Origin of the sequence: Paraburkholderia acidipaludis NBRC 101816, from assembly GCF_000684975.1 — a bacterium.
GTDB classification, from domain to species: domain Bacteria; phylum Pseudomonadota; class Gammaproteobacteria; order Burkholderiales; family Burkholderiaceae; genus Paraburkholderia; species Paraburkholderia acidipaludis.
Map to the genome: position 1 here is coordinate 125,383 of NZ_BAXZ01000006.1, position 11,538 is coordinate 136,920.

At 66.1% G+C, this 11,538-nt stretch carries 9 protein-coding genes; 5 read left to right on the plus strand and 4 right to left on the minus strand.

Annotated features, from left to right (window positions below; all coding sequences use genetic code 11):
* Positions 1-24: 24 nt before the first annotated feature.
* Positions 25-1,353: an aspartate aminotransferase family protein gene (locus tag BAC01S_RS09315; protein WP_027794523.1), complete on the minus strand. Its 1,329-nt coding sequence runs from the start codon at positions 1,351-1,353 to the stop codon at positions 25-27.
* A 157-nt stretch (positions 1,354-1,510) separates the two neighbouring features.
* On the opposite strand from BAC01S_RS09315, the gene BAC01S_RS09320 reads away from it, so the two are divergent.
* Positions 1,511-2,914, plus strand: coding sequence for an aminotransferase-like domain-containing protein (locus BAC01S_RS09320; RefSeq protein ID WP_027794524.1), 1,404 nt, complete (start codon positions 1,511-1,513; stop codon positions 2,912-2,914).
* Between the two features lie 13 nt (positions 2,915-2,927).
* Here BAC01S_RS09320 and BAC01S_RS09325 read toward each other — a convergent pair whose 3' ends face one another.
* From BAC01S_RS09325 to BAC01S_RS09335, 3 genes are all read right to left on the minus strand, one after another.
* Entirely contained in the window at positions 2,928-3,545 is a 618-nt protein-coding gene (locus BAC01S_RS09325; RefSeq protein WP_027794525.1) for a LysE family translocator, read from the minus strand.
* 219 nt (positions 3,546-3,764) lie between these two features.
* Positions 3,765-3,899 (minus strand): hypothetical protein, encoded by a 135-nt coding sequence (locus BAC01S_RS35775; RefSeq protein ID WP_281175886.1) that lies wholly within the window; start codon positions 3,897-3,899, stop codon positions 3,765-3,767.
* A gap of 126 nt (positions 3,900-4,025) precedes the next feature.
* Complete coding sequence (locus BAC01S_RS09335) at positions 4,026-5,111, minus strand: helix-turn-helix transcriptional regulator (protein ID WP_043201806.1); 1,086 nt, start codon at positions 5,109-5,111, stop codon at positions 4,026-4,028.
* Between the two features lie 389 nt (positions 5,112-5,500).
* Between BAC01S_RS09335 and BAC01S_RS09340 the strand changes: the two genes are divergently transcribed.
* From BAC01S_RS09340 to BAC01S_RS09355, 4 genes are all read left to right on the plus strand, one after another.
* Positions 5,501-6,688: an MFS transporter gene (locus BAC01S_RS09340; protein WP_027794527.1), complete on the plus strand. Its 1,188-nt coding sequence runs from the start codon at positions 5,501-5,503 to the stop codon at positions 6,686-6,688.
* A gap of 88 nt (positions 6,689-6,776) precedes the next feature.
* On the plus strand, positions 6,777-7,886 hold the full coding sequence (locus tag BAC01S_RS09345; protein ID WP_027794528.1) for a class II histone deacetylase: 1,110 nt from the start codon (positions 6,777-6,779) through the stop codon (positions 7,884-7,886).
* A gap of 236 nt (positions 7,887-8,122) precedes the next feature.
* Positions 8,123-9,571 carry an APC family permease gene (locus tag BAC01S_RS09350; protein WP_027794529.1) on the plus strand — a complete coding sequence of 483 codons (1,449 nt, stop codon included), beginning with the start codon at positions 8,123-8,125 and terminating at the stop codon, positions 9,569-9,571.
* Positions 9,572-9,641: 70 nt separating this feature from the next.
* Positions 9,642-10,859, plus strand: coding sequence for a porin (locus BAC01S_RS09355; RefSeq protein WP_027794530.1), 1,218 nt, complete (start codon positions 9,642-9,644; stop codon positions 10,857-10,859).
* Positions 10,860-11,538 lie beyond the last annotated feature (679 nt).

An 11,538-nucleotide genomic window follows, 5' to 3' on the forward strand; every position in this document is an offset into this window, starting at 1 on the left:
GCCGCCGCGGCGCAGGCATGAGCCTTACTGCACGGTCGCGAGCACGTTGCGCACGGTGCTGAAAAGACGCGCGATTTCCTCTTCGCTCACGATCAGCGGCGGCGAGAACGCGAGGATGTCGCCCGTGAAGCGCACCAGCACGCCGGCCTCGAAGCACTTGAGGAACACCTCGTAGGCACGCGCGCCCGGCGCGCCGTCGCGCGATTCGAGCTCGATGCCGGCCACGAGGCCGAGGTTGCGGATGTCCTTCACATGCTTCGCGTCGCGCAATGCATGCGCGGCGGCTTCGAACTTCGGCGCGAGGCTCGCGGCGCGCTCGAACAGGCCTTCGCGGCGATACAGGTCGAGCGTGGCCACGCACGCGGCCGCCGCGAGCGGGTGAGCCGAGTAGGTGTAGCCGTGGAACAGTTCGATTGCGCCCGGCGCGCCGCTGTTCACGATCGCGTCGTGGACCGTGCGGCTCGCGGCCACGCCGCCCATCGGCACGGCGGCGTTGTTGATGGCCTTCGCCATCGTGATGAGGTCCGGCGTGACGCCGAAATACTCGCTCGCCGTGGCCTTGCCGAGACGGCCGAAACCCGTGATGACCTCGTCGAAAATCAGCAGGATGCCGTGCTTCGTGCAGATCTCGCGCAGGCGCTGCAGATAGCCTTGCGGCGGGATCAGCACACCGGTCGAGCCGGCCACCGGCTCGACGATGACGGCCGCGATGGTCGAGGCGTCGTGCAGCGTGACGATGCGCTCGAGTTCGTCGGCGAGATGCGCGCCCCACGCGGGCTGCCCCTTCGTGAACGCGTTGTGCTCCAGATTGTGCGTGTGCGGCAGATGGTCGATAGCCGGCAGCAGTTGACCCGAGAACGCCTTGCGGTTCGCGACGATGCCGCCTACCGAGATGCCGCCGAAGCCCACGCCGTGATAGCCGCGCTCGCGGCCGATCAGCTTCGTGCGCTGGCCTTCGCCGCGCGCGCGGTGGTAGGCAAGGGCGATCTTGAGCGCCGTGTCCACCGACTCCGAGCCCGAGTTCGTGAAGAAAATACGGTCGAGGCCCTCGGGCATCAGCTCGGCGATTTTGGCCGCCGCTTCGAAGGCGAGCGGATGGCCCATCTGGAAGGTCGGCGCGAAGTCTAGCGTGCCGGCCTGCTGGGCGATCGCGGCGACGATTTCGTCGCGTGCGTGGCCCGCGTTCACGCACCAGAGGCCCGCGCTGCCGTCGAGCACTTCGCGGCCGTCGCTGGTTCGGTAGTACATGCCCTTGGCCGATTCGAGCAGGCGCGGCGCGGCCTTGAACTGGCGGTTGGCCGTGAAGGGCATCCAGAACGACGACAGGTCGTCGATGACGGGGCGCGAAGTCATGCTTGTTCTCCTCCTGAGTGAGTGAGATGAACTGTAGCGCCCCGACTTGAACGTCGGCATAGACAGTCTCTATACTGCGCTGATAACTGTGCTGGGCAATCCCTGCCAACTGTATTGGCAGGGGTGCCACGCCGACTGCCGTTCACCGCCGCTTCCCATGATCGAACTTGAACTCGAGCGCGGCCGCCGCGCCACGTCCACCCTCGTCGAACAGCTCGTGAACGCCTTCGCGCGCGCGATCGAGGGGCGTTCGCTGCGCGCGGGCGCGCTGCTGCCTTCGGTGCGGCAACTGGCGCAGCAGCACGCGCTCTCGACCTATACGGTTACCGAGGCCTATACGCGGCTGGTGTCCATGGGCCTTGTAGTGGCGCGGCGCGGCTCGGGCTACCGCGTCGCGCAGCGCGCCACGGCCGCGAGCGCGAGCCCGGCGCACTGGCAGCCGCCCACGCTCACGGCCACCTGGCTGCTCTCGGACGTATTCGCCGACCATTCCGTGCCCATCAAGGCGGGCTGCGGCTGGATGCCGAGCGAGTGGATCAACGAAACCGGGCTCCATCACGCCCTGCGCGCGACGAGCCGGGTGCCGGCCGTGCGCCTGGGCGACTACGGCCACCCCTACGGGTTCGCGCCGCTGCGCGAGCGCATTGCCGCGCAGCTCGACCGCCAGGGCCTGCCCGTGGAGACGGCCAACGTGCTGCTCACGCAAGGCGCGACCCAGGGGCTCGACCTGATCGTGCGCACGCTGCTGCGCCCTGGCGACGCCGTGCTTGTCGAAGACCCCGGTTATTGCAACCTGCTGCAGATCCTCAAGCTGGCGGGCCTCTCGGTGCATGGCGTGCCGCGCACGCCGGCCGGGCTCGACATCGAGGCGCTCGAACAGCAGGCCGCCGCGCACCAGCCGAAGGCGATCTTCGTGAACACCACGCTGCAGAATCCCACGGGCGCGACCTTCACGATGGCGAATGCTTTCCGCCTCCTGCAGATCGCGGAACGCCACGGCATGTGGGTGGTGGAGGACGACGTGAGCCGCGAGCTTGCGCCCGCGGGGGCGCCGCTCTTTGCCGCGATGGAGGGGCTCTCGCGCGTGCTGTACGTGGGAGGCTTCTCGAAGACGGTGACGCCCTCGCTGCGCTGCGGCTACGTGGTGGCCGAGCGCGACGTGCTGCGCGAGCTGGCGCGCGCCAAGATGGCAGTGGGGCTGACCTCGTCGGAAACGATCGAGCGCATTGTCGACAAGGTGCTGCTGGAGGGGCGCTACGCCCGCCACGTCGAACTCGTGAACGAACGGCTGAAGGGGGCGCACGCCGTGGTGGAGGAGCGGCTCGACGCGCTGGGATTCGAGATCTTTCACCGGCCGCGCGCCGGGCTCTTCGTCTGGGCGCGCCTGCCCGTGGAGCCGGCGCGCGCCGGCGAGATCGCCACGGCGGCGCTCGCGGACGGCATCTGGCTCGCGCCGGGCTCCTACTTCCGTCCCGACGACGCGGCCAGCGGCTGGTTCCGCTTCAACGCGCCGTACTCGACGGACGACGCGCTGTGGCGCTTCATTGCCCGCGTGCGCTGAAGCGACTGCGCGGTCAGCGCGAGATCAGATGGGCGAAGAGCGGATACATCGAGAGCACAAGCGAGAGCGCCATCGCGACGTTGAACGCGCGCATGCGCAACGGGTTCGAGAGAAAGCGCCGCACGCCGGTGCCGAAGGCCGCCCACACGCAGATGCAGGGCAGGCCGATCACGTAGAACAGCCCCGCCATCATCACGGTGTTGAGATTGAAATCCGCCGAAAGGCGGATTGTCGTGGCGGCCGTGAGCACCATCATCCAGGCTTTCGGGTTGATCCACTGGAAGGCGATGGCTTCGTGAAAGCGCATGGGCCGATGCTCGCCGCGCTTCACCTTCAGCTCGCCCGAGGTGCCGATCTTCCATGCCAGATAGAGCAGATACGCCACGCTTGCGGCCTCCAGCACGGCGTAGAGAACGGGGATGTGCCGGAACGCTTCGCCAAGGCCCAGTCCCACGCAGAGCATGAGCACCACGACCCCGGCGCTGATGCCGAGGATGTGCGGCACCGTGCGGCGAAAGCCGAAATTGACGCCGGAAGCGAGCAGCATGGTGTTGTTGGGGCCGGGCGTGATGGTCGTGACGACGACGAAGAGCATGCCGGCGGGCAGGGCGCTGAGCAATTCGGGCAACATGACGCGAAACTCCGGGTAACGATCTATAGCGACCCAGTGTATCGGGCGTCGTCTGTACAGTACCGGTACAGATTGGGGATCGGATAGCGGTACGGATCGGAGAACGGATGGCGAAAAGTGTCAGCGCCGGCAATTGCCGGCTACCTGCGGCGAACTACGGGCGCAAGGGCGCGCCCCGTACTGCTCAATATGCTGGCGGTCACGGACCGCGGCAGCCGATCAGAAACGGCGCTGGGCTTCCGCGAGGAGTTCGCAGTATTCCAGATGGCGGTTCAGTGCCTTGACGCTGAAGCGGCGAACCACTTCGAAAGCTTGGGCGGCGGTGGACGACACTGCGGCGATAATCGCGACCATGATGTTCTCGTTAAGGGTTGTTACCTAAGTGTTAACCCTATTATAATGATGCGCCGCACAAAATCAAGCCCGGCGTGCCCAGGATGCGGGGATTTCGCAACGGCGCAACGCCGAGCCGGCGCGCGCTCAGTCCCGAGGCGTGGAGGCCGCTTCGGCCTGCTTGAGCGACGCCAGCAGCCGGGGGATTTCGATTTTGTCGTGCATGCCGAGCTTGCGGTACGCGCAGCGTAAATAGTGACGCACCGTGGTCGGCGAAATCCCCATGCGCTGGGCGACCTCCTTGTGTGACAGGCCTTCGCCATAGTGCTGGATCGCCACCAGTTCGCGCGGACTTAGCCGGTCGAGCCCCGAGCGCACACGTGCTTCGAGCTGAAACAGGCCCGCGGTCCGCACGCACTGCACGGTCACGCGCTCGCCCTCGAACGGGTGCGCCGCGCCGTCGCGCAGCCACTCTACGAGCGGTTGCGGCAGCGTCTGGTTGCCATAAAGGGGCCAGTCGTCGCGCAGCATCGTCTCGAACGCCTTGTCGGCCTGGTGCACGGTGCCGAACGAATCGCAGATCGCACGCGCGGGAGAGGCGCCGGTGGCGACGCCGCGTTCGCGCGTGAGCTGGAACGAGCGATTGATCGTCAGCGCGGCGGCGAGATGCGGAATGATGTTTTCGACCGTGTGCGCGTCCTCGCCCGTGAAGGGTTTGTCGAGCGCGCGCCGGTAGACGGAGAGAAACGTCGTCAGGCCGAAGCGGTGATCGAGCGCCGTCACGACCATCAACTGGGCCAATCCGTATTTGACCGACCAGTCGCGAAACCGCGGCGGCACACCCGGGTCGACGATCGAGACCGACATCGCGCGGCCATAGGCGCCGCGCGTGCGCTCCGCCAGCGGGTCGCACGCGCGCACCTTGATCCAGTCGCCAAAGAACGTATCGGGCAGGCGCCACGTGAAGCTGTTGTGCATCACGGGACCGCTTTCCGTATGCGTGGTCACGCCGGTCCATCCCGCGTCGAACGGGAGCAGTTGCGACAGCAGCCGGAAAAAGCCGTTTTCGAATTCGCCGATGCCCGTTTCGTTCGCCAGTGCATAGAGATCGAGCAGCAGGACGCTCAGGTCGCGGCCTGGCGCGCCGTTGCGCGCGAACGGGCCTTCGAAGTCGGCGCTGCGCGTGTGCGGCGCCGACTGTGCGTAACCGTCGATGGCAATAGCTGCCGGCATGTCCGGCGCGCTCCCGGGCGGCAGGAGCCGGTTTGCGATACGGGTCAAGCTGGACTCCTCCGGTACTGTCGTGCCGCTTCCGTTGTTGTTTCCGCTGGGGCTTCCGGCCGGCCGGTCAAACGCCGGCTTCGAGCCGATTATACGGTTCGCAGTTTTTCGGCGGACCCGGCTCCTGAATGCCTGTTCACCCCCTCCATTTGAACGGGGCGGGCCGCGCGGACCTGTGCGCGGTCCCTGCCGCAAGGCCCCGCAAGGGCGGCTCGCGCGCGCTGCGCGGCGCGCATGCGGGTTTTCCGCAGCGTTCACTTGAACGTCTGTTCATCCTTTTTCCCGCTACCGACACTGTACGCAGACCGAAACAAAACCCCATGGAGCCGGACTTGACCGCCATGAAGAATCTCTCACCGTCCTTCGCCGGCGCCGACCTCGCGCCGCGCGACTTTTCCGCCTCCACGCTGCTTTCGCTCGTGGTCTTCGCGGCCATCACGCCGCTCCTGCTGCTGGTCGCGCCGGCCGTCGCGGCGCAGCTCGCCACGCAGCTCGGGCTCTCCGCCTCCCAGATCGGCACGTACTTCTTCGTCGAGCTAGGCGCGTTCAGCAGCGCGACGCTGCCCTCGCTGCTGTGGCTCGGGCGCGTCGACGCACGCCGCGTCGCGGCCTGCGCCATCGTCGTGTTCTGCGCCGGCAACTTCGCGACGGCACTGCTGATGCCGGGCTTCGCGGGGCTGCTGGCCCTGCGCACGGCGACCGCGCTCGGCGGGGGCACGCTCATGGTGCTCTGCATGACGAGCGCCGCCACGAGCACGAACCGCGACCGAGTCTACGGGCTGTGGGTGGTCGGGCAACTGGTGGCGGGCGCCATTGGGCTCTTCGTACTCCCGACCTTGTTCGCGGAGTTCGGCCTGCGCGTACTGTACTTCGCGCTCGGCGTGCTCGGCCTGTGTGCCGCGCCGCTCGTGCGCGGTTTCGATCCGGCGCTCGGCCGCGCGTCGCCTGCGTCCACGCACGGCCATGCCTCTCAGACCGCCGCCACGGCGAATACGGCGGCAAACGCGGCATTCGTGATCGGCGGCGTGTTCGCATTCTACGTCGCGATTGGTGGGGTATGGACGTTCGCGAGCAGGGCGGCGGCGCTGGCCGGTTTCGACGCGGCGCGCACCGGCGAGGTGCTCGCCATCGCGAGCGTGATGGGCATCGTGGGCGCGGCGTGCGCTTCGCTCATCGGCGGGCGGCTGGCGCGGCTCGCCATGCTGCTCGCGGGCTACGCGATTCTTGCGGTCTCGCTCGCCGGACTCGCGGCGCATCCCGGCACGGCCGGCTACTGCGCGGCGGTGTTCGCCTTCAAATTCGCGTGGACCTTCGTACTCCCGTTCATTCTCGCCGCCGCGGCGAAGCATGACGGCTCGGGCCGGCTCATTGCCTCGCTGAACTTCGTGATCGGCGCGGGGCTCGCGGCGGGTCCGCTGATCGCCGGCCTGCTGCTCGACGCGGGTGCGTCGCTCGCCGCGCTGTTCGCGGGGGCGGTGGCGATCTGCGTGCTCTCGTGCCTGTGCCTGCTGCACGTGGAGCGCAACTGACACCGGCTCCACGCCTTTCGCACGCGCCCGATGACCCAGGCGTCGCTGCCACCATCCATTGATTACGAATCACGAGCAAGAGACCTTCATGAGCAAGACAGCATGCTTCACCGACGAACGGACCTTCTGGCACACGGGCGGCACGCACGCGCTGTTCTTTCCGGTAGGCGGCTGGGTGCAGCCGCCTTCGGCGAGCGGCTATGCCGAGTCGCCCGAATCGAAGCGGCGCCTGCTGGCGCTCGTGCAGACCTCGGGGCTCGCGGCGTCGCTGGACCTGCGCAGCGCGCCCGCGGCGACCGAAGAGGATCTGCTGCGCATTCATCCGCGCGACTACCTCGCGCGCTTCAAGGCGCTGAGCGACGAAAACGGCGGCGACCTGGGCGATCTCGCGCCGTTCGGCAAGGGCAGCTATGAAATCGCGGCGCTTTCGGCCGGTCTCGCGCTGGGCGCCGTCGATACGGTGCTCTCGGGGCAGGCGGCCAATGCCTTCTCGCTGTCGCGGCCGCCGGGCCATCACTGCCTGCGCGACAAGCCGATGGGGTTCTGCCTGTTCGCCAATATTCCCGTCGCGATCGAAGCGGCGCGCGCGAAGCACCGCGTCGGGCGCGTGGCGGTGATCGACTGGGACGTGCATCACGGCAACGGCACGCAGTCGATCTACTACGACGACCCCAACACGCTGACGATCTCGCTGCATCAGGAGAACTGCTTCCCGCCCGGCTATAGCGGCGCGGACGAGCGCGGGGCAGGGCGCGGCGAGGGCGCCAACGTCAATATTCCGCTGCTGCCGGGCGGCGGCCACGACGCTTATCTGTATGCGTTCGAGCGCATCGTGCTGCCCGCGCTTGAGCGTTTTCGCCCCGAGTTGATCGTGGTGGCCAGCGGGCTCGATGCGAGCGCGGTGGATCCGCTCGCACGCATGCTGCTGCACAGCGAGAGCTACCGGGCCATGACACAGCTCGTGCGCGACGCCGCCGAGCGCCACTGCAAAGGACGCCTTGCGATCGTCCATGAGGGCGGCTATTCCGAGGCGTATGTGCCGTTCTGCGGCCACGCCATTATCGAAACGCTCGCCGACGTGCGCACGAAAGTCGCAGACCCGATGCTCGATCTCGCGATCGCGCAGCAGCCGAGCGCGCGCTTCGCGGCGTTCCAGCGTCAATTGATCGACGAGATGGCGGCGGCGGCTGGTTACTAAAAACAACCCCGCCTGCGTTTTTCCACCCTGCCGGCGTGCCGCAATGCACGCCCGGCCCCTCCGTACAAACCCTGGCGACGCGCTTCGCGGCGGCAGGGTTGCCGATTTGTGCTGCCGCTTTACATTTTTGACCTCCTACATTGCGTTCCACGGCAGGTACGTTGTGGGGCGCAGGCGCCGCGCGTGCCTGCGACTGCCAGAACGAATACGAGAACGGCTCAATGGAGAGAGATCACATGAACGTAGCGGTAGACTCCACGCCTTCGACCGAATTGCGCAAAGGCGCATTGGGTCTGGGCTTCATCGTCTTTTTCGTGATTTCCGCGGCCGGCCCGCTCGTCGCGATTGCGGGCGGTTTCCCCATCGGCATCATGCTCGGCAACGGCGCGGGAACGCCGTCGCTCCTGATCGCCACGGTGGCGATCCTGCTGATGTTCGCGGCGGGCTACACGGCGATGTCGCGCCATATCACGAATGCGGGCGGCTTCTATGCCTTCACCGCGCGGGGGCTGGGCGGCACGGCCGGGGGCGCCGCGGCGCTCCTCGCCCTGCTCGGCTACAACACGATGCAGATCGGTCTTTACGGCATGTTCGGCGCCGTGACGGCGGGTTTTCTCAGCATGCACTTCGGCGTGCAGGTGCCGTGGTGGGCCTGTTCGCTCGTGGCGATGGCGAGCATCGCCGTGCTCGGTTATCGCCAGATCGATCTTTCGGCGAAGGTGCTGTCGCTGCTCGTGATGGGCGAATATGTCGTCGTACTGATTCTCGACGTCGCGATCCTGAAGGCGGGCGGCGCGCATGGCGTGGACACCGCTTCCTTCACGCCGCACGTGTTCCTCGGCGGGGCGCCCGCCATCGGCTTCCTGTTCTGCTTCGCAAGCTTTATCGGCTTCGAGGCCACCACGATCTATAGCGAGGAAGCGAAAGATCCGCAGCGCACGGTGCCGCTTGCCACCTACATTTCCGTGCTGCTGATCGGCAGTTTCTACGCGTTTTCGGTCTGGTGCATGATCGTCGGCGCGGGCAGCGCAGAGGTGGTGAAGACGCTCACCGCGCTTTCCGACCCGACGACTTTTCTCTACTCGCTGTCGAGCCGCTACGCAAACGCCACGCTGACCGACGCGATGAGCGTGCTCTTCATCACGAGCGTCTATGCCGGGCTGCTCGCCTTCCACAACTCCGCCTCGCGGTACTTCTACGCCACAGGCCGCGAAGGGCTGCTGCCGGCCCGCCTTGGCCGCACGCACCCCGTACACAGCAGTCCGCATGCGGGATCGGTGGCGCAGACCGTGCTGGCCGCGGCCGTCGTGCTCGTGTTCATCGTCGCGAAGGCGGACCCGGTGCTCACGCTGTTCTCGTGGCTCACGAACGTGGCGACGCTTTGCATCATCGCGCTGATGGCATTGTCGTCGGCCGCCGTGATGGCGTTCTTCGGCAGGCTGCCCGCGGCGGAAGAGAGCGCCTTTCGCGTCAAGGTGCTGCCGGCTCTCTCCTGCGTCGCGCTGGTGGTCGTGCTGGTGCTCGCCATCGTGAACTTCCCCTTGCTCACCGGGGCGGGCGCAGGGCTTTCCTATGCCCTGACCGCGCTGCTGCCCGTGTTCGCCGTCATCGGCGTAATCGCGGCAGTCGGTCTCAAGCGGCGCAATCCGCGCGCCTTCGCGCAGCTCGGCAGCTCGAAGCTCTGATCCTGCCGATCGCCCGGGGCGTCGTTGTACGCGCCCGGGCAACATCAACTCACCCTCCATCGAACTTCACATGACAATAAAACGTAATCCGACAGGTAAGGCATTAGTAGTCCTTTCTATTGGACTATCGGCGGGCGCTCATGCGCAAAGCAGCGTAACGCTCTATGGCACCGTCGACGCCGGCGTGATCTATTCCACGAGCCAGCAGGCGACCAACGCGAACGGTTCGGTCAGCAGCGGCCATGCCGTGCAGATGAGCGGCGGCAACCTCGTTCCGTCGCGCTGGGGACTGATGGGAAGCGAAGATCTTGGCGGAGGCGTCAAGGCCAGCTTCGACCTCGAAAACCAGTTCCTCACGGGCACGGGGGCGATGCTGCAAAGCGGATCGCTCTTCAACCGGCAGGCGTGGGTGGGACTGGAAGATGCGCGCTTCGGCACGCTGACGGCAGGGCGGCAATACGATTCGTATTCGGACTTTCTGGGCGTCTATGCATCGAGCAACAACTGGGCGACGCTGTACGGCTCCCACTTCGGCGACGTCGACAACCTGAACGAGGCCTTCAACTTCAACAACGCGCTCAAGTTCACGAGCGAGAATTTCGGCGGGTTCACGTTTGGCGGCACGTTCAGCTTCGGCGGCCAGGCCGGCGACTTCGCCACGAAGCGCGGCTATGCGCTCGCGGCCGCCTACAACCACGGACCGTTTTCGCTGAGCGCGGGCTACCTTTCCCTGAACCAACCGCTCGATGCCGCGCTTGGGGGGGCGAGCGACTATATCGGCGACTTCTCGTGCACGAATGCCGATGCCCAATATTGCCAGTTGCAGAACGCCTCGTCGCTGAAGGCATGGGGACTGGGCGGCTCGGTCGCAATCGACAAGGCCACGGTCGCCGTTGTCTATACGCATACGCGCCTCGAAAACAGCCAGTATTTCGCGAGCGGGGCGAATCCCGGCGGCGCGGACGTCTCCTTCGACATTGCCGAACTGAATGTTGTCTACAACCTGACGAACGCATGGACGCTCGGCGCGGCGTACATCTTCAACGACGCGAAGGTGAGCGGCGCAAGCTCCACGCGCTTTCACCAGATCAACCTTGGCACGAATTACGCGCTTTCGAAGCGAACGGCGCTGTACTTACTCGCCTTCGCGCAGAAGTCCTCAGGGATGGGGCTTGGTATCGACCCGGCCACCGGCGCGAGCGTGAACTATGCGCAGATTCCTAATCTCGCCAATAGCAATTCCGATCGACAGTTGGCCGTTCTGGCCGGAGTGCGGGTTAATTTTTAGATGAGTGTTTTGGAATTGTGATTCGTGAGGGGGGGCTTGCTGCTTTGGCCTTTCCTTGTGTTCGTGGTGGTATGCCAGGGTTGCCCCTGTGCGGGGCGGCACCTACTTTCTTTGCCGCGGCAAAGAAAGTAGGCAAAGAAAGCCGCTCATACCGCCAGTGTGACGCCGTCCGCCACTCGCCTACCCCGGTAGTGGTTCCGGGGCGTCTGCCATCACTCGTCGTTAGCCGAAGTGACAAGGCGCTCATCCTTCCGGCGGCGCTGCGCGCGCCGAAGGGCATAACCCACACCGATGCGGCGCATGCGTATTCGCCGGTCCACGCAGCACGCACGGTTTCCCTTGCAGACCTGTCTGCGGCGCGCGTAGCGCGCAGCAGGAGGTATGAGCCCTTTGTCACTAGCGTGGAGGGTGCGAGGTGACAGACGCTCCGGAGCCACTGGCTATTGCGGCGTGAGATGAATGGTGGCTGACATTAGCGGTGTGAGCGGCTTTCTTTTGCCTACTTTTCTTTGCCGCTGCAAAGAAAAGTAGGTGCCGCCCCGCACAGGGGCAACCCTGGCACACCACCACGAACACAAGGAAAGGCCAAAGCAACAAGAACCGCAAATCAACCGCCTGCCTACAGGCAACTCCGTATTTTCCCGAGGTCGGCGATACATTGCCGATCTGTGCTGACGAT